The following is a 23,605-nucleotide window of genomic DNA, read 5'->3' as shown; positions in this document are numbered from 1 at the left end:
AAAAACAGACCGCTTGTTAGGCTAACAAGCGGTCATTTTTCCTAAACTTTTTGCAGATCGATTACTCGACAAATTTCACCACTTCATCGAACGATTTACGCAGTTTTTTGCGGATCTCTTTGTTACGGTAGCCGAAGGTACACATCACCGAAATTCCCCACTCTGCTGGGTCGAATAAACCAGCTTCAGACAGGATTTCGTTCACTTTATCGTAGTCGAATCCCTCGATAGGGCAAGAATCCACGCCGATCAACGCTGCACCAGTCATCATATTGGCAAGGGCAAGGTAGGTCTGCTTGCTACACCAGTCGAACAGTGAACGCTCGCTTTCAAGCACCTTGCTGTCACTTTCTTGGAAGGTACGGTATTTTTCAATCACCGCAGGCAGCTGCTCTTCGGTTACTTGGCGGCGACGCATAGACTCGATCATAAACTCAGTGTCGTAACGGGCGTTTTTCTTCGCTAAAATCACTACGATATGGCTTGAAGTTTCCATCGTTGGAATTCCCCAACAATATGGCTTGATTGCTTGGCGAAGCTCCGGGTTTTGTAGCACGATAAACTGCCACGGCTCAGAACCCACCGAACTTGGGCTTAGGCGACCTAATTCTAAAATATAGTTAAAATCGTCGGCCGGAATTTTCTTGCTACCATCATAAGAACGGCTAGAAGCTCGGTAGTGGAATGCGTTTAGCACGTCTTCTTTGTTGAAAAAGTTCATTGGTTTCTCCGAAATGTAATGGGCTTTCAAAGCCTGAAAATGGCATTATTATAAAAGATTTCACATATCTTGAATAATTGATATTTATGATAGCTAGGTATAACACCGACTAATAGAATTTCTCCGATTTATCCGCCATTTTATGTGTTACTTCATATATAATATCTACAAAAACCAACCTTGATTAGAGAGCATTATGAACCACGCCACTCACAACCGGCTTGTTTCTTTTATTTGGAGTATCGCAGATGACTGCCTAAGAGATGTCTATGTCCGAGGCAAATACCGTGATGTGATTTTGCCAATGACCGTACTTCGCCGTCTGGACAGTCTATTAGAACCCACTAAACAAGCTGTCTTAAACGAGATAAGCTTTTGGGGCGATGAAGAAGCACCAGAAGAAGATCTACAACGTGCCAGCGGTTATGTATTTTATAATACATCTAAGTGGACTCTCTTTAAGCTCAAAGAGAATAGCAACAATAACGCCCAGTACTTACTAGCGAACTTCGATGAATATCTAAACGGTTTTTCAGCGAATGTTCAGGAGATTATTACTCGCTTTAATCTGCGTAGCCAGATCGCCCATATGTCTAATAAAGGTGTGTTACTAAATGTGCTAGAAAAGTTCGTCTCTCCACATATCAACCTCACCCCGTTTGAAAAGACCGACCCAGATGGCAACAAATTGCCCGCATTAAGCAACTTGGGAATGGGCTATGTGTTTGAAGAACTGATTCGCAAATTCAATGAAGAAAACAACGAAGAAGCAGGCGAACATTTTACCCCACGAGAAGTCATTGAATTGATGACCCATTTGGTATTTGACCCAATTAGCCAAAGCATTCCGCCTGTGATAAGCGTGTATGACCCTGCTTGCGGTAGTGGCGGTATGCTGACCGAATCCCAAAACTTTATTGAAGAAAAATACCCAATGCAGGGCTTTAACCGCACCATTTATCTGTATGGCAAAGAAATCAACGATGAAACTTATGCGATATGCAAATCTGATATGATGATTAAAGGCAATAACCCTGAAAACATTAAAGTGGGTTCTACTTTGGCAAGCGATGAATTTGGCGGACAATTTTTTGATTTTATGCTCTCCAATCCCCCTTATGGCAAAAGTTGGTCATCAGATGAAAGTTATATCAAAGACGGTAAAACGGTGATTGATAGCCGTTTTAAAGTCAATTTAAGCGATTATTGGGGCAATATCACTCAATATGATGCTACGCCACGCACTTCCGATGGACAATTATTATTTTTGATGGAAATGGCAAATAAAATGAAACCCATATCAGTAAATGGTATGGGTAGCCGTGTTGCATCTGTTCATAATGGTTCTAGTTTATTTACAGGCGATGCAGGCAGTGGCGAAAGCAATATTCGCAGGCATCTGATAGAAAATGATTTATTGGAAGCCATTATTCAATTACCCAATAATTTATTTTATAACACGGGTATTACCACTTACATTTGGCTGTTAAATAATAATAAGCCCGAACATCGCAAAGGCAAAGTCCAACTGATTGATGCCAATGAATGTTATGCCAAATTGCGTAAAAATTTGGGCGAAAAAAATTGTGAATTGACTGGCGAACACATCACGCAAATCACCCAAATTTATCTGGCGTGCCAGCCATTAGCACGCACCAATGGATTGGCAAGCCAAGTATTTGATAATCAAGACTTTGGCTATCATAAAGTAAGCATTGTTCGCCCAGACCGCAGAAAAGTGCAATTGACGAGCGATAATATTTTACCCCTGCGTTTTGATAAATCCTTGATTGAGCCAATGCAATTTTTGTATGAACAATTTGGCGATGAGGTTTATGGGGAAAATTTAGCAAATTTTGCCGATAAATTAACCGCTTGGGCAGAACAAAACGACTATGCTCTCAATAACAAAACCAAAGCCAAAGTATTATCCGCCGAGACTTGGCAAAAAGCCAAAGAAAAGTTTCAGGCAGCCTGTACTTTGTTAAAACATTTTGGCGAACAAATCTTTATAAATTACAACGCCTTTATCAAACAAGCCGACAAAGTGCTTAAAGACCAAAAAATCAAACTGTCCGCCAGCGACAAAAAAGCGCTTTTTAATGCGGTAAGCGTTTATGACGAAACCGCCGAAAAAGTCATTGAAAAAGTCCATCAATTTGATGAGCCAGCCTTAAATGCGTTGTTGTGCAAACTCAAAACCAGCCAAACCCATTTGCCTGATTTTGGTTATTATCCCACAGACAAATCAGGCGAATATTTGACTTATGCCACAAATAGTGAACTATCAGACAGCGAAAACATTCCCTTAAATCAAAATATTCACGATTATTTTGTGGCAGAAGTTAAGCCACACATTGATGAGGCGTGGATTGATATAGACAGCGTCAAAATCGGCTATGAAATCAGCTTTAACAAATATTTTTATCAGCACAAAACCCTACGCACGCTAGATGAAATCCGTGCTGATATTTTGGCGTTGGAGCGTGAAGCCGATGGGCTGATTGGGGCGATTTTGGGGGCAAATGCCCAGTCATTTGCTTGACTGTTGCTTGACTGAACTGGAACGATCAGATGAACACACACGAACAAATCTCAAGATGGCAATCTTTGATTGCAGAACTCATTAAATTGCCCCAAGAGACAGAATGGGCAGAATTTAAGCACAATAATGCAGACCCTGTGATGATTGGCGAAAATATTTCAGCATTATCTAATGTATCCGCCTTGCTAGGTAAAAAACAAGCTTATATGGTGTGGGGGGTTGATGATAAAACGCACGAAGTACTGGGCGCATCTTTTTTGCCAAGTCAAACCAAGCATAAACAGCAAGAGCTTGAAAGCTGGCTACTACAAAAATTATCGCCAAAAATTAATTTTTCTTTTTATGAATTTGAATACAAAGAAAAAGCCGTTGTCATTTTAGAAATTCAGCCAGCTACTAATAGCCGTGTTATTAAACAAGCAACAGAGGCGGGTGTCATAAAAGCCTATGACCCCAACGCAGGTACAACAGCGATGCGATACATTCCATTTTGGGCATAACCAGCGATAAGGAGCAAACACAATGAATACAGCCACTAAACCAACCCAAATCGCTTGGTTGGGCGATATTCCAAGTCATTGGGAATTAAGAAAAGCAAAATATCTTTTTCAAAAAATGGAAAGAGCGGTGCGTTCTGATGATGAAATTGTTACTTGTTTTAGAGATGGGCAAGTAACATTGCGTTCAAATAGAAGAACAGAGGGATTTACAAATGCCTTGAAAGAACACGGTTATCAAGGAGTTAGAAAGGGAGATTTGGTTATTCACGCAATGGATGCATTTGCGGGTGCTATTGGTATTTCAGATGCAGATGGAAAATCTACCCCTGTTTATTCTGTCTGCATACCAAGATTAAATAATCAAGTAAATGTTTATTTTTATGCTTATTTTTTGAGGAATTTGGCTTTATCAGGTTTTATTCAATCTTTGGCAAAAGGTATTCGTGAGCGTTCAACCGATTTTCGTTTTGCGGATTTTGCACAATTAGAATTACCACTTCCCCCACTCCCCGAGCAAATCGATACTGCTTGTTTTTTGAACAAACAAATCACCCAAATCCAAAAAGCCATTACCCTAAAAGGCGAGCAAATTGCCAAACTCAAAGAATATCGCCAAACGCTCATTAACCAAGCAGTAACACAAGGTTTAAATCCTGATGTGCCAATGAAAAATAGCGGTGTGGAATGGCTGGGCGATGTGCCAGAGCATTGGGAGGTTAAGAAGTTGAAGTATGTATCTGATATTAACTTACAAACTTTACCTGAAAATATCAATAAAAATATAATGATTGATTATGTTGATATTGGTAGTATTTCTTTTGAGAATGGTATTGAGAAAGTAGAACAATTTACCTTTGGAAATGCCCCTTCTCGTGCAAGGAGGATAGCAAAAGCTGGTGATACCATTGTTTCAACGGTGAGAACTTATTTGAAAGCCATATCTATTGTTACAGATGAATTTAAAAATTGTATTTTCTCGACTGGTTTTGCAATTTTATCGCCCAAAAATGGAATAGCTAATAAATTTTTAGCCAATATGCTAAAAAGTGATGCCTTTACTATTCAAGTAACAGTAAATTCAAAAGGTATGAGCTACCCTGCGATTAACTCTACTGAATTATCAAATTTATTTGTGGTTATACCCCCACTCCCCGAACAAACCGCTATTGCTCAATTTTTGGACAATAAAACCGCCCAAATAGACACCGCCATTTGTCAGCACGAACAGCAAATCAGCCTGCTCAAAGAATACCGAGAACGACTGATTAGCGATGCGGTTACGGGGAAAATCCACATTCAGGCAGCTTAAAACACCCAATAAAATACATCAAATTGGAGAAAGTATATGAGTGAATTAACAACATCAGCCGTTGCCAGAAGCAATGTGTTGAATAACCCCTATGTTATCAGTGAGCTAGAAACACATTTGGCATTAGGAGGGGTGAGCTTTGAAGGCGAGACTGCATTTACCAAATCCCAAGTTGCACAGATTTTAGAGATTACCGAGCGAACGATTGATAACTATATCGCATCAAATGGCGATGAGCTTATCAAAAATGGCTATCGTGTTATTAAGGGGCAAGCCTTGAAAAACCTAAGGTTGGCGTATGTCGACGAAACAAATTTCGCCGACATCAGTAACAAGGCACCGTCTTTGGGGATTTTTAGTTTTCGTGCTGTGTTAAATCTGGCGATGTTAGTAACCGAAAGTGAGAGAGCAAAATTTATTCGTTCTAAAATGCTAGATATGGTCATTGATGTGATTGCCCAAAAAACAGGAGGAAATACTAAATACATCAATCAGCGAGATAGTGATTATTTGCTAACAGCATACAGTGAAGATGTGTATAGAAAACAGTTTACAGATGCATTAAAGCATTATTTAGAAATGGGTAATACAAAGTATGGTATTTATACCAATAAAATTTATAAAGCCATTTTTTGTGAAAATGCCCAAGAATATAAAAAAATCTTAGACCTTGCTAAAAAAGACAATGTGAGGGATACAATGTATTCTGAAGTTTTGCAAGTCATTGGCAGTTTTGAGAATGGTTTAGCCACTCAAATGAAAGAAAAATCTGAACAACTAGGGAGAAAATTAACTCCGTTAGAATTAGATGAGCTGATTTCTCAAGCCGAAAATAATGCATTTAATTACCCCCACATAATGATGGCTAGAAGCAAAATGGCAAGCCGAGACTTGGCATTTAGAGATGCGCTACATCAAAAATTGGAACAATATATTCAAGCTGTACCACAGGGCGATTTTGAGAAATTTTTAGGTGAAAAAAGTCGTTCATTACAAGAACAACTCTCTGCCCCTGAAACTTTGGCTGTATTAAAGCGATTAAAGGACAGATAAATGGATATTGAAATCTTATATTTTGATGTCCATCACGCTATACAAACTCACGATTGGATTATTGAACACTCTGGCGGATTGGCAGGGGTTTATCCTGACGGGGCGGGCAAATTAGAAAGCGTGCTAGAACACATTCAAAACGATTGGTATTACCCCACTTTTGAAGACAAATTAACGCATTTAATGTATTCCATCAACAAATTACACGCTTTTTGCGATGGCAATAAACGGTCTAGCTTGGTGCTTGGAGCATATTTTTTGGAATTAAACGGTTATGACTATTGTGTGAAAAAATTTGTATTAGAAATGGAAAATATTGTGGTTTGGCTGGCTGAAAGCAAAATTTCCAAAGAACTTTTATGCAAACTCATCACTTCCATTATTGAAAATGAAGATGAATATTCTGAAAATTTAAAATACGAATTAATTTGTGCCATTCAAGATTAGGAGAAACACGATGTTCCGCACCCAAGAAAAAGATTTTGAAAACGCCATTGAGCAAGATTTGTTAAATCAAGGTTTTATCAAAGCCAATCCGAGCAATTTTAATGCCCAATTTGCCCTTGATGAAGCCAATTTTTGGGCGTTTTTGGCGGACAGTCAGCAAGATAAATTGGACGATTTTATCCGCTTAAATCCCAACGATTGGCAAGCCAAAATCCTTGCCCGTTTGGACAATATTTGGAAAAAAGAAGGTGTGTTGCATTTATTCAAAAAAGGGCTAGATGTGGGTAATGTGCATTTGGATTTGTTTTATGTACCACCACTTACCAATAGCCCCAAAAGCATTGCCGAAAAATTCTATAAAAACCGATTTAGCATAATGCGTCAAGTGCCTTATTCCACCCAAAGTCAAAAAACTGTGGATATGGCGGTGTTTATCAATGGTTTGCCTTTCGCCATAATGGAGCTTAAAAACGAATGGACGGGGCAAAGCAACTACCACGGTAAGCAACAATATCGCCACAGAGATACAAGCCAAGCTTTATTTCAGCCCGCCCGAGCATTGGTGCATTTTGCCATTGATACCCAAGAAGCTTATATGACCACCAAGCTTGCCGGTAACAGTACCGTTTTTCTCCCTTTTAATAAGGGTAATAATAACGGAAAAGGTAATCCACTAAACCCGAATGGCTTTAAGACGGCCTATGTATGGCAAGAGATTTTCCAAAAACAGAGTATTGCTGGCATTATCTTGCACTTCGCCCGCTTAGAGTTTGATGACGAACGCAAAAAAGATCTGAATAAAGCCACATTATATTTTCCTCGCTATCATCAACTTGATGTCGTGCGTAAGCTGGTTGCTGATGTAACACAAAATGGGGTGGGCAAACGCTATCTGATTCAGCATTCAGCCGGCTCAGGTAAATCGAACTCAATCACTTGGTTGGCATTCTTGCTAATTGAGATCTATGCAAACAGCGATAAGCCTGTCTTTGATTCGGTGATTGTCGTCACCGACCGTAAAGTGCTAGATAAACAGATCAGTGATAATATCCGAGCATTTTCAAGCGTTAAGAACATCATCGCCCACGCCGACCGTGCTGCCGATCTAAAAAGCTCACTGGAAAATGGCAAACGCATTATCATTACCACCATTCAAAAATTCCCTTTCATTGTCGATGGCATTGCTAATATGAGTGATAAAAAATTCGCCGTTATTATCGATGAAGCGCACAGTTCACAATCAGGCTCAGCACACGATAATATGAACCGAGCAATGGGAAGCTCTGAAGAAAGTGATGCACAAGATTGGATCGTAAATGCGATGCAATCACGCAAGATGCGAGACAATGCCTCTTACTTTGCCTTTACTGCAACACCAAAAAACAGCACTTTGGAAAAGTTTGGTGAAAAACAGACCGCTTGCGCCCCAAAGGATAAGCCTATCTTTAAGCCATTTCACCTATATTCGATGAAACAGGCCATCGAGGAAGGATTTATTTTGGATGTGCTGCACAATTACACCACCTATCAAAGCTACTATGAGATCCAAAAAAGCATTACAGATAATCCTGAGTTTGATAGCAAAAAAGCTCAGCAACGCCTAAAAGCCTTTGTTGAAAAAAGCGAGCAGAGTATTCTGGTGAAAGCGGATATTATGCTGTCGCATTTTATGGATCGTGTTGCTCAAACTAAGCGTCTAAAAGGCAAAGCCAAAGCTATGGTGATTACCCAAAACATCGAGATGGCGATTCGCTATTACCAAGCTATTAATGAGCTATTGGCAGAGATAGGTAATCCATTCAAGGCTCTCATCGCATTCTCCGGTGAAAAGGAAATCAGCGGCATAAAATACACGGAAAGCCAGATGAATGGTTTTGAAGAAAGCAAGACCAAAGAACGATTTGATGACGATGGGTACCGCATTTTGGTTGTGGCGAATAAATATCTGACTGGGTTTGACCAACCAAAGCTGTGTGCAATGTATATTGATAAGCCTTTGGCTGGCGTATTATGTGTACAAGCACTCTCTCGTCTTAACCGAAGTGCCCCCAAATACGGCAAAACCTCAGAAGATCTGTTCGTCTTGGATTTCTTTAATGAATCCAAAGATATTCAAATTGCTTTTGAGCCATTTTATACTCAAACTGAACTCTTAGGCGAAACAGATATCAACATTCTGCACGATCTACAACATGAGTTAGATGAGGCAGGCGTCTATGAATTGGCCGAAATGGAGCATTTTGTTAATAGGCTATTTGCTGGTGCGGATATGAATGAGTTACAAGCTTTAAATCAAGTCTGTGTTGATCGTTTCGATCATGAATTAGCCTGGGAGCGTCTACAAAAAGTCGAATATAAGATTAAGGCTAAGCAGTTTGTCAAAGTGTACAATCAAATGGCGAGCATTATCGCTTTTGAAAATGCTGCTTGGGAGAAACGTTACTGGTTCTTAAAGCTGCTTATTCCAAAACTCAATGTCTCTGACGATGATAAAGTCATCGATGATTTATTAGAAAAAGTGGAACTAAGCTCATATGCACTTGCCGTTTCAGAAGAGAATCGAGCAATTCAACTGTCGGACGAAACGGGCACATTCACCCCAAGCAACAGCACCGTACACGGCACGCACCCAGAAGATGAAGAGAAAGACGAGCTGGACAACATTGTTAAGGCCTTTAATGAACGCTGGTTTGACGGTTGGGGAGAGACACCTGAGGATAGACGAGTTCGCATCGTGAACATTATTGAGAAAATCAAGCAGCATCAAGATTTTCAGCACAAATATCTAGCCATTCAAGATACGACTTTGCGTGATGATATTTTTGGTGATATTGTAAAACAAGTAATGCGAGATCGCCGAGAGCAAGAGATGGACTTTTATAAGCAGTTCATCAAAGATCCAGCCTTCCAAAGAGCATTGATTAAGGATTTTCAGCGAGCTGTAATGTCATCAATGTGATGAAGAATATCAACTTTGATATTGCAAATTTATCAATAAAAAACACCGCTTGCAAATCCTTACAAGCGGTGTTTTTTCATTCACAATTTACATAAACCCACGCTGATATTGGAATGGGAAAAATTGCATTTCTGAGCTGTTGGCGGCGTTTTGGTTGTATTGAGCGTTTAATGCCCAGTACGGATCACGCAGTAATGCTCGTCCGATGGCGACTAAGTCTGCACTCTCTACGCCTAACACGTGATCTGCAACTTCCGGATTGTCCAGCATACCCACTGCAATTACCGGTAAAGTGGTCGCTTTTTTCACTTTTTCTGCAAGGTAAACTTGGTAGCCTGCGTAGAACTCTGGGTGGTTGCCTGCGTGCAGTACGCCATCGCCGCCGCCACTGACATCAAGCACATCAGCCCCAGCCGCCGCAAAGCGTTTAGCTACTTCAACACCATAATCGCTGTCAAAGCCGTCTTTGCCGTACTCTTGTGCAGAGATACGCACGATCAGAGGCATATCCGCCGGCATTACTTCTTTGGCGGCTTTAATCACTTGCTCACCAAATAGCATTGGGTCTTTGCCGTATTCGTCTGTACGTTTATTGGATTTTGGTGAATAGAATTGATGGATTAAATAGCCGTGAGCGGCGTGAAGTTCAATCGTATCAAAACCTGCATCGACGGCTCGTTTTACCGAATTTTGGAAAGAAACCACCAACTCTTTCACTTCTTTTGTGGTTAATTCACGAGGGGTAATCAGATTTTGCCCCGCATAATCCAGCTCGCCATAGTGAATCGCACTTGGGGCAACGGCATTCGGCTCATCTTGGGCTTTACGACCTGCGTGGGCGATTTGAATGCCGATTTTTGAGCCGTGTGAATGCACGCTGTCCACAATGCGTTTAAATTGAGCCTCTTGCTCATCATTCCAAAGCCCCAAGCAGTTTGGGGTAATGCGACCGTTGGCTGCGACATTGGTCATCTCAACAATAATTAGCCCAACACCACCAATCGCACGAGAAGTGTAATGCACAAAATGCCAGTCATTCGGCACGCCGTCTGTGGAGGAATATTGGCACATTGGCGGCATTACCACACGGTTTTTGAGTTCAAGGTTTTTAATCTTAAACGGGGTAAATAATTTTCTAAATTTTGCCATATCTAAGGGTTCCTATGAAAAAACAGATGATATGGTAGTGAAATCATATTATCATTTCAAATTGATTATTTTGATATTAAGGTATAAGAATGAATGATATAAGAACGTTAGATCTGAATTTGCTCAAAGCCTTTGTGATTTTGTTAGATGAATGCAATGTCAGCCGTGCGGCGAAGCGTCTTTCGGTTACCCAGCCTGCAATGAGTGGGATTTTAAATCGGCTACGAGAGAGTTTTAATGATACGCTATTTGTTAGGGTTCAACACGGTATGCAGCCTACCGAACGGGCATTGCAACTAGGGCAGACGGCTCGAAAAATTTTGCAAGAAATTAACACAATGCTACAACCACCGAAGTTAGAGCCGGAAAAACTGACAATGACACTCCGTATTGCCGCAATGGATTATGTGCAGCAAATTATCGCTCTACCGTTGATTTTGCGTCTTCGTCGCCTTGCGCCGAATGTGCAGGTGGCACTATTGCCTGTACAAGGACAGAATATTAAAACGCTGTTTGAGCAGAATAAAATTGATTTAGCATTGGTGAGCCAGCAACATTTAAGTGCAGATATGCCAAGAACGGTGCTGTATGAAGAACGTTATCTCTGTGCAATGAGCCATACCCATTCTCTTGCCAATAAAAAACTCACCTTAGAACAGTTTTGTGATCTGCCTTTTGCAATGCTTTCTTACAACGGCGGTGAATTTAGTGGGGCAACAGATATCGCCTTGCAAAAATTGGGCAAACAACGCAGGGTAATGGTTTCGGTGAATCATATTTCACTTCTGCCACAACTGTTACAAGGCTCAGATTTAGTGGCTGTGTTGCCTGAACATTTAGCCAAAACTTTACCAAACGTGCATTTGCAAGCACCGCCTATTGAGGTGGAAGGTTTTACGATGATGATGGCGTGGCATGAACGAACCGAGCAAGATATTGCTCATCGTTGGCTAAGGGATATTTTGAAAGATGTAATGCGATAGGTCTTTTTATTTTATGTACTAAAAAGCCGCTTACCTTTTTGGCGATAAACGGCTTTCATTGTTAAAAGATTAAAATTTCTCTACAAAATCAGCATAAGCATTAATAAAGCCCTGCATTGAGCCTTTTAATGCCTCATTTGCAATTTCACCATCTTCTGCAAATACGCCTCCGAATAGGTTACCTACATTTAATGCAAAGGGTAGAGTAGGCATATTAACGAATGCACCAGAGGTAATAGCACGGATTTGATCTGCTACACGCACACCGCCGCCTGCACTTGCACCTACAGTTACAATACCGGCCGGTTTACCAAGCCATTTGCTTTCACCCATTGGGCGAGAAACAACGTCAATTGCATTTTTTAACATTGCTGAAATGCCTGCGTTGTGCTCAGGGGTAACGAATAAAACACCGTCTGCATTTGCCACCGCTTCACGCACACGGGTATATTGTGCCGGACTGTTTTCGTCTAAATCACGGCCATAAAGGGGTAAATCTGCAATTTCAACAATGTTCAATTGAATGCTTGCCGGTGCCATTTTTTGTAAGTGGCGAACTGTTAATTTGCTAAATGAAGTTTTGCTGTTGCTGCCAATTAATACTGCAATTTGTTTTGCCATTTTATAAATTCCTTAAAAGAGTAACTAAATTTTTGGCTATTCTATCCCTTTCTGTTTATAGAATAAAGCCCATCTAGTGAAAGTTACTCTTTACTCATAATAAATAATATTGCAAATTTTTAGCTAATTTTGACCGCTTGCATTAACGCTAGCATTAAAAAACATTATAATTTATAGGGATTAGTGTAGAGGTCTTTATGTCAGTTTTAAAGAAAATAAAATCTATTTCAATGTTAGCTGTAATAACAACATTATCTGCCTGTAGTTTGGTTACTTATAAACCTGTGGATACCATTAAACAGGTTAATCTTGAGAGCGGATACCGCCAAAAGAACGTTTTAAAAGAAGGTGCTAAAGATGGCAACATTATTATGGTAATGTTTTCAGGTGGTGGCACACGGGCGGCAGCACTTGGCTATGGTGTGTTGGAGGAATTGCAAAAAGCCAAAATGAAAGGCACGGAGAAAGGGGACACATTATTCGATAATATTGATATGACCTTTGGTGTGTCTGGCGGTTCGGTATTAGCCACTTATTTTGCGTTGGAAGGGAAAGCGATTATCCCTAAGTTTGCGAATAACTTTTTAAAATCAAATTTCCAGAAAGGTATTCTTACCGAAGTATTTTCACTTTCCAATTTGCCTCGTTTGAGCTCGCCTCAATTTGGGCGAGGAGATCTACTGCAAGAACGTTTTAATTTAACCCTTTATAAAGGCAAAAAATTTGGTGATTTAGTGAGAAATCGTAAAGGACCGTTTGCAGTCATCAGTGCAACGGATATGAATATCGGTCAGCAACTGACTTTTACTCAAGAAACCTTTGACGGACTTTGCCTTAACTTAAATGATTTAGAAATTGCTCGAGCAGTAGCGGCTTCAAGTTCTGTTCCGCTGATTTTTGCCCCACTCACACTCAATAACAATGGTGGGAATTGCAATTTCAACTTGCCTAAAGCTTTCATTGAGCAAGAGAAAGTAGTTGATGGTTTAACTACCAAGCAAATTGAAGAAACAGAGCATACCCTGAGTTTTTACCAAGATAGCAAAGAACGCCCATTTATCCATTTAGTTGATGGCGGACTAACAGATAATTTAGGTTTAGCTTCTGTGCTAGATGCTTCAGATACTATCGGCATTGAAGATATGTATAAACGAGCTGGCGAGCTGGGTGTCAAAAATGTTGTTGTGATTAACGTGAATGCTCAAAATGAAGTATCAAGTGAAATTGATAAATCTGCGAATGTTCCCGGCTTGAAAGATGTGGTTAATACGATTATCAATGTTCCCATTGATAGCACTACACAAATTAATCTCCAACGCTATAGCCAATTTAGCGATAGTTGGAATGAATATGCCAACGGACAGCAAGCCAAAATTGAGATGTTTTTTGTTAATTTGGGCTTAAAAGAGCTGCCTGATGGTCAGTTGAAAAAAGAGGTACTGAACATTCCAACTTCTTTTTATTTGCCAGAGAAAGATATTGATAAATTGCGCGAATCAGCTCNAACATTCCAACTTCTTTTTATTTGCCAGAGAAAGATATTGATAAATTGCGCGAATCAGCTCGCATTTTATTAGAACAATCGGAGGTCTATAAAAAAGCGGTGAATGCTTTACAATAAGACATATTGTTATCAGAAAAGATCGAAGGGGCAAATTGCAATTTGCCCCTCATAGTAGTTACGTTACAATATAACTTTCACTTCCCATTCAAACGCTGTTTCATTTAATCGATACTGTTCTTTCAAGCTCGGGCCACATGAATTTGAGCCGATACCACTCATTTTGTAATCCACACACAATATCGTTGAACGGCTTTCTTGCAAATCATAGCTATGGGTTTTTGAGGTTAATTCCTCTTGCGTATAAGGCGAGAGGTTAAAGCTAAACGGCTGCTCCGCCACAATAGCGAGATCTTTTGCTTTCACATAATGCGTGCCGAAATGGCTGCCGTTTTCTTGCGGTTTGAGATAATCCGTATGGTTTTCTCTCGCATTGATTTGATAAATGCCGAGCTTCGCTAAATGGTGTTTATCAATATAACTTTCTCGCTCGCCATAACCAAAATATTCCACTTGGTTATCGGTTTTGTTGAGGAAGAAACGCAGCCCAAAACGAGGTAAAAATGGCAAATGGGCTGGGCGTTTGGCTTTAACGCTGATTTTAATTTCTCCCGTGAGCGAAATACGATAAACCACCTCCAGCGTTAAAATTCGGCTTTGTGCCGTTGCTACAATGCCACATTCCGCCACAATAGTAACGCCGTTTTCATCTTGGGTAAGCTCTGAATGGTAAGCTCGGGTGTAGCATTTATCGTAACCCGCTTTTTGCCAAAATTCTCGGATTAAGCGGTCGTTATCGGTTGGGGCTCGCCAGAGATTGAAATCAAGCGGTTGCTCGATAATCGGCTCTTCATTTTTTTCAATGGATTTAAAAATCCCTTTGCGTTTATCGAAAGTGTAACGGTATTCGTCATTTTGGATCTGCCATTCATTTGCAAAATTTTGCACAAAAATGACCGCTTGTGGGCGTGCTTTTAATGCAGGTTTGACCGTTTTGTCATTTAATATAATTTGATCAAATCCTAAATGATGCTCTTTTGCCAATAATGCCATGCTGTCATTCAAGCGATAATCAAGGGTTAAAAGCTGCAACTTGTCGTTTGGTTGAGGTAAATCTAGGGCTAAACAAGCGGTCTGATTTGGTTCACAATTTACCAATAACTGCCCCTGCTGAGTGGTTTCGCCATTTTCACTGAACGTGTAATGAACGGTAAGGTAATCGGCAAGATTGGTAAAATCTAACTGATTTTTCAGCCAGATTTTGCCCGCTTTTAACTCTGCTCGTACAGGGCGATTGACATTTTTCACTTCAAGCAAATTACTGTGCGGAATGCGGTGTTGTGAAACTAAGCCGTCCATACAGAAATTGCTATCGTGCAAGGTTTCGCCAAAATCGCCACCGTAGCCGTATTTATCAGAATTTGGCAGAAGTGGGGCGTGGTCGCACCATTCCCACACAAAACCACCGCACGCTCCTGAATATTGCTGGAAAGTTTGCCAATAATCTTCCATATCGCCGTTGGAATTGCCCATTGCGTGTGAATATTCGCACAGAATAAACGGCTTGCGATTTGCTGGGTCGGCAAAGTATTCGTCTAATCTTTCGGTGCTAGGGTACATTTCGCTGTATAAATCTAAGTTCGATAAATCGTTTTGATAAGCGGAATACTGATAGATTGAGCCTTCATAATGGGTTAAACGGCTCGCGTCTCGCTCTTTTACCCAGCGAGCCGCCGCTTCAAAATTCTCGCCAAAACCCGACTCATTCCCTAAAGACCAAATAATCACAGAAGTGCGGTTTTTATCTCGCTCCACATTGGCGATGTTGCGATCTAAAATTGCTGCTTTAAAATCAGGATCTCTTGCAAAATAACAGAAATTATCGACCGCTTGTTGGCGAATCTCTTCCTGCTTGTTCGGGTTTGGTACGTTGAGGAAAATGCTGTTTTCAGGGCTTTCGATATAAACTGCACTCGAGCCGTGCGATTCAATATCGCTTTCGGCAATCACATAAAAGCCCAGTTGATCGCACAGCTCGGTAAACCAAGGGGAATTTGGATAATGAGCGGTACGAATGGCGTTAATGTTATGCTCTTTCATCAACCGTAAATCGATTAATGCTTGCTCACGGCTGATGGCATAGCCGGTTACGGGGTCGGAGTCGTGGCGGTTTACCCCTTTGAATTTAATCGGTTTGTTGTTAAATAACAGCACGCCATTTTCCACCCGAATTTGGCGGAAGCCGATTTTCTGTTCGATGATTTCGTTTTGGTAGCTCAAGCGTAACGTATAGAGTTGTGGATCTTCCGCATTCCATAACGCTAAGTTGCAAATTTCTGCAAAAAAATGACCGCTTGTTTGCTCGCAAACGAGGTTGCCTTGTGGATCAAACAGTTGAAAATGCACGTCTTCGGGCTGGTTGGAAAATAGGGTTTCTACGCTCAAATTCGCTTGGGTTAAATCTTCACTAAGCTGATATTGAATAAAGAAATCTTGCAGGTAATTTTTCTCACGTTCCAAAATGTACAGATCACGGAAAATGCCCGACATTCGGAATTTGTCTTGATCTTCCAAATAACTGCCATCGCACCATTTCAAGACGACCACCACAAGATTGTTTTTGCCCTGCTTAAGGTACTTTGTAATCTCAAATTCATTGGTGCTGTGGCTGATTTGCCCGTAACCAACAAAGTCGCCATTCAAATACACAAACAAGCAGGAATCCACCCCCTCAAAGTTGAGTAAATAACGCTTACCTGCTTTCGGCTCAAACGCAATTTCACGCTGATAAACACCGCAAGGGTTATCGTGCGGCACATAAGGCGGATCGAACGGAATCGGGTAATTGATGTTGGTGTATTGATGAGCATCAAAGCCCTCTGTTTGCCAGTTAGACGGCACAGGAATTTTGTGAGCGAAAGTAGCGTTGAGAAAATCATCTGGCAGATCGTGTGGGCTGTTGTAGAAATTAAAATCCCACTCGTCATTAAGCAAAGTAAAGTGTTTTGATGTTTCTCGTGCTAATTGGTTGGGCGTTTGCCCTTTTTGAAATGGAATAAAATAAGCGTGGTGCGGAATGCGATTAATGTGTAGCACATTTGGATCTTGGTAGTAATTCGGTAACGACATAAAAGCCCCATTATCAAAAAACATAAATGTTAATACCTTAATTCAGTTATAAAATAGGGCAATGAGTAATGTGTGGAATTGTGAGGGGGATCACAAAAAATAAGGATCGTAGACAAATTTTCTTTTCCCTCCAATTCCGCTATAATCACATCAATTTTTTGACTATTTTTTGAAGGAATTAAGCAATGTTATATCCAAGCGAAGAATTTTTATATGCACCGGTGGAATGGGTAGACCACAGCGAAGGCTACACCGATATTCGTTACCATAAATCAACCGATGGTATCGCAAAAATTACTATTAACCGCCCTGAAGTGCGTAATGCTTTCCGTCCGCACACGGTAAAAGAGATGATCGAAGCCTTCTCTGACGCTCGTTTTGATGAAAAGATCGGCGTGATCGTTTTAACAGGCGAGGGCGAATATGCGTTCTGTGCAGGTGGCGACCAAAAAGTGCGTGGCGACTACGGCGGCTATAAAGATGAAAGCGGTGTGCATCACTTAAACGTATTGGATTTTCAACGTGATATTCGTACTTGTCCGAAACCTGTGGTGGCAATGGTGGCAGGTTATGCCATCGGTGGTGGACACGTTCTACATATGTTATGTGATTTAACCATTGCTGCGGATAATGCGAAATTCGGTCAAACAGGTCCGAAAGTGGGTTCATTTGATGGCGGCTGGGGGGCAAGCTATATGGCTCGCCTTGTTGGTCAGAAAAAAGCCCGTGAAATTTGGTTCTTATGCCGTCAATACAATGCTCAAGAAGCGTTAGATATGGGATTAGTAAACACTGTTGTGCCTTATGCTGATTTAGAGAAAGAAACCGTGCGTTGGTGTCGTGAAATGCTACAAAACAGCCCAATCGCTTTACGTTGCTTAAAAGCCGCATTAAATGCAGATTGCGATGGGCAAGCAGGTCTTCAAGAATTAGCGGGCAACGCTACGATGTTGTTCTATATGACAGAAGAAGGTCAAGAAGGGCGTAATGCGTTTAACGAAAAACGTGAGCCAGATTTCAGCAAATTTCGCCGTAATCCGTAATTGATACAAGTATACAAGCGGTCAAATTTTTATAGGTTTTTGCAATATCTGTAGGGGCGGGTCCTGTGCCCGCCCGAAATTTTGTTTATTGGGTGGGCACAGGACTCGCACCTACCAGTTAATTTTATGTCAGACGTTGAGTTAAACGAACATCACCAAGAAGAGCCTGAACGTAAGCCGAAAAAGAGAAGCTACATTCTTACCACCCTATTCAAACTTGGCTTGATTGGGGCTTGTAGTGTTGCTTTTTATGGCATTTACCTAGACGGTAAAATCCGTAGCAAAATGGACGGGCAGGTTTGGGAATTGCCTGCTGAGGTGTATGCTCGTATTGAAAGCATTAAAATTGAAGATGGCTTAACTCTTGAGCAAGCTAAACAGGCGTTGTTGGATAATGGCTATCGTCAAGTTTCACAGGTTGCCACACCGGGCGATTTCAAAATTGAGGAAAATCGTTTAGTGTTGCTCCGCCGTGCTTTCCCTTTCCCTGAAACGCCCGAAGCCCAGCGTGTGCTGCGTTTAACCTTTAAAGATGACAAATTAACGTACATCGAAGATCTTGTGCAGGGTAAGTTGATCGAAGAGTTTCGTTTAGATCCAAAACTGTTGGCAATGCTGCATTCTGATAGCGATGAAGAACGCCAAGCGTTAAAACTGCAAGAATATCCTCGTTTGTTGATTGAATCGCTGATTTTAACCGAAGATCGCCGCTTTTATCAGCACGATGGTATCAGCCCGATCGGGATTGCCCGTGCGTTAGTCACAAACTATCAGGCAGGCAGAACGGTGCAAGGGGGTAGTACCTTAACTCAGCAGTTGGTTAAAAACTTGTTTTTAACTAACGAAAGATCGCTCGTGCGTAAGATCAATGAAGCCTTGATGTCGGTGATCTTGGATTTCCGCTATGAAAAAAACCATATTTTAGAAACTTATTTAAACGAAATTTATTTAGGGCAAAATGGTAGCTATCAAATTCACGGCTTTGCACTCGCAAGCCAATTCTATTTTGGTCGCCCGATTCAAGAGATTAGCTTAGATCAAATCGCTTTATTAGTGGGTATGGTAAAAGGCCCATCTCTTTATAATCCGTGGCGAAATCCGCAAGGTGCAACCGAACGCCGTAATGTGGTGTTGCGTTTATTGCTTGAACATCAAGTGATTAACCAAGAGCTTTATGAGCTGTTAAGCACTCGCCCATTAAATGTGCGTGAAAAAGGCACGATTTACCGTGAACAGCCTGCCTTTATGCAGGCATTAACCCGTGATTTGAAAAATGAGTTGGGTGAAGTGAAAGCGGCTCAACTTTCCGGCACGAAAATTTTCACCACCTTAGATCGCAAACAGCAGCGTTCAGCGGAACAAGCGGTGATTAATGGCCTAGAAGATTTAGAAGCGAACAATAAGAAAGTTAGCGATCTGCAATCTGCGATTGTGGTGGCTGAGTACCGTACAGGTAAAGTGCGTGCAATTGTGGGCGACCGTTTAACCCAATTTGCCGGCTTTAACCGTGCCATTCAGTCTAAACGTCAGATCGGCTCTCTGGTGAAGCCGTCTATTTATGCGATTGCGTTAGCTCAACCGGAACTTTTCCGCTTAAATACGCCAATTCAGAACAGACAGATTTCAATTAAAGTTGGCTCAACCTATTGGACACCTCGAAATTATGACCGCAGTTTTAGCGGCTCGGTAATGTTTATGGACGCTCTCGTTCGTTCACTGAATATTCCAACCGTTAATATCGGTATGAAAGTGGGGTTAAAGAAAGTGATCGCCAAACAAAAAGAGATGGGCTGGGATACTGCTGAAATTCCGCCATATCCATCAACCTTGTTAGGCTCTTATTCGATTTCACCCTATGATGTAACACGCTCTTACCAAGTGATTGCAAATGAAGGGTTAAAAACACCATTAACTACGATTGAAGCGATTATTTCCCATAATGGCGAGATGTTCTATCAACGTGATAATAGCAAAGCGAGTGAGCAAGTACTACCGCCGGAAGCAGCGGTGCAGACGATGTATGCGATGCAGCAAGTGGTTGAGCGAGGCACGGCACGAAGCCTGCAAAATGGCTTTGCCAAGTTAAAATTGGCAGGTAAAACAGGGACAACCAATAACGCAAGGGATACTTGGTTTGTTGGCATTGATGGTGAACACGTTACGACTGTATGGCTGGGTAAAGATAACAATACCGATACCAATCTAACCGGTTCAAGCGGTGCGTTATATGTTTATAGGCAATATATTGAACGAGCTTTACCGCAGGCATATAAATTACCAAAATTAGATACGATGCAATGGGTAGGGATTAACAGTTACGGTAGTTGGAATTGCGATAGCGGTAGGCAAATCCCAGTATGGCGTGATAAAGGGCAACGTTATTGTACCAGCGCAGGCACAGTTGTTGCGACGAAACCAAGTGTATGGGACGCTCTTTCATTGAAGAAAGAAAATAATTCAAACCCGAAAGCTGAAGAGGCAGAAGATAAGCAATCTATTCCTATCGAAGAAGTTGCACCGCAAGAATAAGAATATTTTTGATAGTTATTATCATCTAAATATTAGGTTAATATAGATTTTGGCTATTAAAAGTATATATTATAACCATTTGCTACTTTGCTATTTGAGTAGTAATATAACCACAAATTAAATAAGCGGTAGGCAATTTAATTGAACAATAAATTATTAATAACAGGAGTATATTATGGCAATGTCAAATATCGGTTTAGATAAAGAAGATACAAAGAAATTAGCTGATGAGTTAAACGGTTTATTAGCAACTTACCAAGTGTTTTACACCAATGTGCGTGGTTATCACTGGAACGTGCGTGGCGTAAATTTCTTTGAATTACACGAGAAATTTGAAGAAATTTATAACGACTTAGTATCAAAGGTTGATGAAATCGCAGAGCGTATTTTAACTTTAGGTCATACGCCAAATAATGCATTTAGCCAATACCTAACACGTTCTAAAATTCAAGAGCATATCGCTGTTTCTGCAGCACAAGAGTGTTTAAGGGGTACATTAGATGGCTTTAAAACACTTTTAACTCAGCAGCGTGAAATCTTAGCACTTGCAAATGATGCTGATGATGAAGGTACAGCCTCTCAAATGAGCGACTACATCAAAGAGCAAGAAAAATTAGTGTGGATGTTCACAGCAGCTTGTGCAGAATGTTCAGACTACGCACAAGGTTGTTCTTGTAACTCATAATAATTTTTATGGTTTCAACCCCGATATTTATCGGGGTTTTATTTTTTTAATCACTATGTCGAACGGTTTTCAATTCAAACAATTTTTTATTCAGCACGATAAATGCGCAATGAAAGTCAATACTGATGGCATTTTGCTTGGGGCAATGGCTCAGGTTAAAAATGTTCAGCAAATCTTAGACTTAGGCACAGGTTCGGGCTTAATTGCGATAATGCTTGCACAACGTACAAGCGGCAACTGCCAAATTACCGCACTAGAAGTTGAGAAAAGTGCTTACCAACAAGCGGTCGAAAATGCTAAAAGTTCTGAGTGGGCAAATCGTATTACGGTTTTACAAGGCGATGTAATGCAACAACAGTTTGAGCAGAAATTTGATTTAATTGTCAGTAATCCACCCTACTTTGAAGATTCTCTAGCGGCGAGAAGTGAAGCACGAGATCTGGCTCGTTCCGTGAATACGTCTAATCATTTTGATTGGTTACAGCAAGCAAAAAACTGGTTAGCGGAGAATGGCAGAATTACTATGATTTTACCTACGGAAGCCGCAGAAAAACTCATTTTACAAAGCCCCGAAATTGGCTTGTGTTGCACCGAACAATGGCATATTTATACCAAAGTCGGTAAAACCGCTAAACGACAAATTGTTAGTTTTTCAGAAAAAAAGACCGCTTGTGAGCAAAAAGTGTTGATTATTTATGATCTGAATAATCACTATACAGCCGAATTTAAACAGCTTACACAAGATTTTTATTTGAATTTCTAACGATTTCACCAACAAAAAACCGACCATACAAGCGGTCGGTTTTTGGTATTTTTTTGCAAATATTTATTCGCTGATGTCGTTTAAATCCAACAACTCTTGCGAAAGAATAATGCCAGTTAAATCAGCATAAACATAATCTTCAGGGAAGAATGTTACGCCGCCAAAATTAACAGGGGTATCCACCTCACCAATATCGGTGTTATCAGCTCCTACTGGAATTGGAGCAAGTGCGTGAATGCCGATATCTAATCTTTCCAAAATATCTAACTGACGAACAGCGCCATAAACGATAATCCCTTCCCAGCCGTTATCCATCGCCAGTTGAGCCAGCTCTGCATCAATTAATGCACGGCGAACTGCACCGCCACCATCAACTAATAACACACGCCCTTCGCCCTCTTCTTCCAGCACTTCGGCAATTAAACCGTTGCTCTCAAAACATTTTACTGTGGTAATTTTACCGAAGAATGATGAAGCCCCCCCGAAGCTCGAGAAAATCGGCTCAACAACATCAACTTGATCAGAATAAAGATCGCAAAGCTCAGAGGTATCAATACGCATAATATGCTCCTGTTCTTAAGTCATTTTGCTCAAGTATAAACCTTAGCGCTAAATTTGCAAAATTTTATCAAAAAAAGACCGCTTACAGGCTTTTTTCTTGTGCTTTATTCTCTAGTGAACCGCTTTTAATATGCAATTCCATTTGGTTATAAGGAATAGATATACCTGCTTCACCAAAGGCTAATTTCACTTGTTCGATAATTTCCCAATAAGCAGCCCAGTAATTTGGGGTCTGCACCCAAGGGCGAACAACCAGTTGTACACTATTTGCCGCTAAAGCACTTACAGCAACAACAGGTTTTGGTTCTTTTAGAACATACTCGTTCGCTTCCAAAATATGCTCAATAATCTCTTTTGCTTCTTTGATATTAGAGTCATAAGAAATATCAAAGGTAAAATCAATACGGCGAGTAGGATTGTTTGAGTAGTTTACAATGCTGTCTGAAAATACTTTACCATTTGGAATAAGCAAGGTTTTATTATCACCGGTACGAAGTTCTAATACTAAAATCCCCATTCGCTCAACCGTGCCGGACATTCCTCCGGTTTCAATAAAATCGCCTTTTTGGAACGGTTTGAAGATTAATAACATCACACCGGCTGCAAAGTTTTGTAATGAGTTTTGTAGTGATAGACCAATCGCTAAACCTGCCGCACCGATTAAGGCAACCAGCGAGCTGGTATTAATACCTAATTGTGAAAGTGATGCAATCACAACAATTAATAGCAGTAAGAAATAGCTAATAGATTTGATGAAACTTTGTAGCATTTCATCTCTAGTAGATTTTAATGCAGCTTTACCGAGTAATTTACTGATAATTTGAGCAAGAAATTTACCGATAACGAAGATAGCAATCGCAAGAAGAACTTTCGTGCCATAAGGAATAATCCATTCATTAAGCATCGTGTTTAAATTCATATTGCTGACTTTATTGATCACTTCGCCTGTTTGAGCGACGACATCAATTTTGGGAGTGGCTTCAACTACTTGTTCTACGGTTTTATTCGTCATATTGGTTCCTTAAAATAAAAATGAAAAATTTAGCC

General features: G+C 40.6%; 18 protein-coding genes. 12 read left to right on the top strand and 6 right to left on the bottom strand.

The features are described from left to right. Positions 1 to 61: 61 nt before the first annotated feature. Positions 62 to 721 (bottom strand): NAD(P)H-dependent oxidoreductase, encoded by a 660-nt coding sequence (locus ACERCG_RS07155; protein WP_373611361.1) that lies wholly within the window; start codon positions 719 to 721, stop codon positions 62 to 64. A 196-nt stretch (positions 722 to 917) separates the two neighbouring features. Here ACERCG_RS07155 and ACERCG_RS07150 point away from each other — a divergent pair, with 196 nt between their 5' ends. Genes ACERCG_RS07150 through ACERCG_RS07125 form a run of 6 tightly spaced genes read left to right on the top strand, consistent with a single transcriptional unit; the run spans position 918 to position 9,534 of the window. Then, positions 918 to 3,266 carry an N-6 DNA methylase gene (locus tag ACERCG_RS07150; RefSeq protein ID WP_373611360.1) on the top strand — a complete coding sequence of 783 codons (2,349 nt, stop codon included), beginning with the start codon at positions 918 to 920 and terminating at the stop codon, positions 3,264 to 3,266. 29 nt (positions 3,267 to 3,295) lie between these two features. After that, the gene (locus tag ACERCG_RS07145) at positions 3,296 to 3,766 is read left to right on the top strand and encodes an ATP-binding protein (RefSeq protein ID WP_373611359.1); all 471 of its coding nucleotides are present in this window, start codon (positions 3,296 to 3,298) and stop codon (positions 3,764 to 3,766) included. Between the two features lie 22 nt (positions 3,767 to 3,788). Beyond that, entirely contained in the window at positions 3,789 to 5,075 is a 1,287-nt protein-coding gene (locus tag ACERCG_RS07140) for a restriction endonuclease subunit S (RefSeq protein WP_373611358.1), read from the top strand. A 36-nt stretch (positions 5,076 to 5,111) separates the two neighbouring features. After that, a complete protein-coding gene (locus ACERCG_RS07135; protein ID WP_373611357.1) occupies positions 5,112 to 6,128 on the top strand; it encodes a DNA-binding protein in 1,017 nt (338 codons plus the stop codon). Beyond that, entirely contained in the window at positions 6,129 to 6,575 is a 447-nt protein-coding gene (locus ACERCG_RS07130) for a type II toxin-antitoxin system death-on-curing family toxin (protein ID WP_373611356.1), read from the top strand. It begins immediately after the preceding gene. Positions 6,576 to 6,585: 10 nt separating this feature from the next. Beyond that, on the top strand, positions 6,586 to 9,534 hold the full coding sequence (locus ACERCG_RS07125; RefSeq protein WP_373611355.1) for a type I restriction endonuclease subunit R: 2,949 nt from the start codon (positions 6,586 to 6,588) through the stop codon (positions 9,532 to 9,534). A gap of 87 nt (positions 9,535 to 9,621) precedes the next feature. On the opposite strand, the gene ACERCG_RS07120 is transcribed toward ACERCG_RS07125, so the two are convergent. Continuing rightward, a complete protein-coding gene (locus tag ACERCG_RS07120) occupies positions 9,622 to 10,683 on the bottom strand; it encodes an NADH:flavin oxidoreductase/NADH oxidase (RefSeq protein ID WP_373611354.1) in 1,062 nt (353 codons plus the stop codon). A gap of 89 nt (positions 10,684 to 10,772) precedes the next feature. On the opposite strand from ACERCG_RS07120, the gene ACERCG_RS07115 reads away from it, so the two are divergent. Continuing rightward, complete coding sequence (locus ACERCG_RS07115) at positions 10,773 to 11,666, top strand: LysR family transcriptional regulator (RefSeq protein WP_373611353.1); 894 nt, start codon at positions 10,773 to 10,775, stop codon at positions 11,664 to 11,666. Between the two features lie 69 nt (positions 11,667 to 11,735). Here the strand turns inward: ACERCG_RS07115 and ACERCG_RS07110 are convergent, their stop codons facing one another. Then, positions 11,736 to 12,287 carry an NADPH-dependent FMN reductase gene (locus tag ACERCG_RS07110; RefSeq protein WP_373611352.1) on the bottom strand — a complete coding sequence of 184 codons (552 nt, stop codon included), beginning with the start codon at positions 12,285 to 12,287 and terminating at the stop codon, positions 11,736 to 11,738. A gap of 197 nt (positions 12,288 to 12,484) precedes the next feature. On the opposite strand from ACERCG_RS07110, the gene ACERCG_RS07105 reads away from it, so the two are divergent. Further along, positions 12,485 to 13,864 (top strand): patatin-like phospholipase family protein, encoded by a 1,380-nt coding sequence (locus tag ACERCG_RS07105; protein WP_373611351.1) that lies wholly within the window; start codon positions 12,485 to 12,487, stop codon positions 13,862 to 13,864. A 107-nt stretch (positions 13,865 to 13,971) separates the two neighbouring features. Here ACERCG_RS07105 and ACERCG_RS07100 read toward each other — a convergent pair whose 3' ends face one another. Further along, a complete protein-coding gene (locus ACERCG_RS07100; protein ID WP_373611350.1) occupies positions 13,972 to 16,977 on the bottom strand; it encodes a glycoside hydrolase family 2 TIM barrel-domain containing protein in 3,006 nt (1,001 codons plus the stop codon). 185 nt (positions 16,978 to 17,162) lie between these two features. Here ACERCG_RS07100 and menB point away from each other — a divergent pair, with 185 nt between their 5' ends. From menB to ACERCG_RS07080, 4 genes are all read left to right on the top strand, one after another. Further along, positions 17,163 to 18,020, top strand: coding sequence for a 1,4-dihydroxy-2-naphthoyl-CoA synthase (gene menB / locus ACERCG_RS07095; protein WP_025218073.1), 858 nt, complete (start codon positions 17,163 to 17,165; stop codon positions 18,018 to 18,020). A gap of 126 nt (positions 18,021 to 18,146) precedes the next feature. Next, positions 18,147 to 20,549 carry a penicillin-binding protein 1B gene (gene mrcB / locus ACERCG_RS07090; protein ID WP_373611349.1) on the top strand — a complete coding sequence of 801 codons (2,403 nt, stop codon included), beginning with the start codon at positions 18,147 to 18,149 and terminating at the stop codon, positions 20,547 to 20,549. Between the two features lie 175 nt (positions 20,550 to 20,724). After that, positions 20,725 to 21,234 (top strand): Dps family protein, encoded by a 510-nt coding sequence (locus ACERCG_RS07085; RefSeq protein WP_373611348.1) that lies wholly within the window; start codon positions 20,725 to 20,727, stop codon positions 21,232 to 21,234. Positions 21,235 to 21,283: 49 nt separating this feature from the next. Beyond that, positions 21,284 to 21,997 (top strand): tRNA1(Val) (adenine(37)-N6)-methyltransferase, encoded by a 714-nt coding sequence (locus ACERCG_RS07080; RefSeq protein WP_373611387.1) that lies wholly within the window; start codon positions 21,284 to 21,286, stop codon positions 21,995 to 21,997. 63 nt (positions 21,998 to 22,060) lie between these two features. Here the strand turns inward: ACERCG_RS07080 and rraA are convergent, their stop codons facing one another. Next, complete coding sequence (gene rraA / locus ACERCG_RS07075; protein ID WP_373611347.1) at positions 22,061 to 22,558, bottom strand: ribonuclease E activity regulator RraA; 498 nt, start codon at positions 22,556 to 22,558, stop codon at positions 22,061 to 22,063. 82 nt (positions 22,559 to 22,640) lie between these two features. Beyond that, positions 22,641 to 23,570, bottom strand: coding sequence for a mechanosensitive ion channel family protein (locus ACERCG_RS07070; RefSeq protein WP_373611346.1), 930 nt, complete (start codon positions 23,568 to 23,570; stop codon positions 22,641 to 22,643). Positions 23,571 to 23,605: the final 35 nt, after the last annotated feature.

This window comes from Mannheimia sp. E30BD, from assembly GCF_041807785.1.
Classification (GTDB): domain Bacteria; phylum Pseudomonadota; class Gammaproteobacteria; order Enterobacterales; family Pasteurellaceae; genus Mannheimia.
Note: the sequence above shows the minus strand (reverse complement) of the source record. Positions and strands in the feature narration are given on the sequence as shown.

Excerpts from the sequence above, each read along its gene's own strand:
- ACERCG_RS07150 (WP_373611360.1), top strand. The coding sequence starts at position 918 with ATGAACCACGCCACTCACAACCGGCTTGTTTCTTTTATTTGGAGTATC.
- ACERCG_RS07085 (WP_373611348.1), top strand. The coding sequence starts at position 20,725 with ATGGCAATGTCAAATATCGGTTTAGATAAAGAAGATACAAAGAAATTA.
- ACERCG_RS07145 (WP_373611359.1), top strand. The coding sequence starts at position 3,296 with ATGAACACACACGAACAAATCTCAAGATGGCAATCTTTGATTGCAGAA.
- ACERCG_RS07155 (WP_373611361.1), bottom strand. The coding sequence starts at position 721 with ATGAACTTTTTCAACAAAGAAGACGTGCTAAACGCATTCCACTACCGA.
- rraA (WP_373611347.1), bottom strand. The coding sequence starts at position 22,558 with ATGCGTATTGATACCTCTGAGCTTTGCGATCTTTATTCTGATCAAGTT.
- ACERCG_RS07120 (WP_373611354.1), bottom strand. The coding sequence starts at position 10,683 with ATGGCAAAATTTAGAAAATTATTTACCCCGTTTAAGATTAAAAACCTT.
- ACERCG_RS07070 (WP_373611346.1), bottom strand. The coding sequence starts at position 23,570 with ATGACGAATAAAACCGTAGAACAAGTAGTTGAAGCCACTCCCAAAATT.
- ACERCG_RS07115 (WP_373611353.1), top strand. The coding sequence starts at position 10,773 with ATGAATGATATAAGAACGTTAGATCTGAATTTGCTCAAAGCCTTTGTG.
- mrcB (WP_373611349.1), top strand. The coding sequence starts at position 18,147 with ATGTCAGACGTTGAGTTAAACGAACATCACCAAGAAGAGCCTGAACGT.
- ACERCG_RS07100 (WP_373611350.1), bottom strand. The coding sequence starts at position 16,977 with ATGTCGTTACCGAATTACTACCAAGATCCAAATGTGCTACACATTAAT.
- ACERCG_RS07125 (WP_373611355.1), top strand. The coding sequence starts at position 6,586 with ATGTTCCGCACCCAAGAAAAAGATTTTGAAAACGCCATTGAGCAAGAT.
- ACERCG_RS07140 (WP_373611358.1), top strand. The coding sequence starts at position 3,789 with ATGAATACAGCCACTAAACCAACCCAAATCGCTTGGTTGGGCGATATT.
- ACERCG_RS07135 (WP_373611357.1), top strand. The coding sequence starts at position 5,112 with ATGAGTGAATTAACAACATCAGCCGTTGCCAGAAGCAATGTGTTGAAT.
- ACERCG_RS07130 (WP_373611356.1), top strand. The coding sequence starts at position 6,129 with ATGGATATTGAAATCTTATATTTTGATGTCCATCACGCTATACAAACT.
- ACERCG_RS07110 (WP_373611352.1), bottom strand. The coding sequence starts at position 12,287 with ATGGCAAAACAAATTGCAGTATTAATTGGCAGCAACAGCAAAACTTCA.
- menB (WP_025218073.1), top strand. The coding sequence starts at position 17,163 with ATGTTATATCCAAGCGAAGAATTTTTATATGCACCGGTGGAATGGGTA.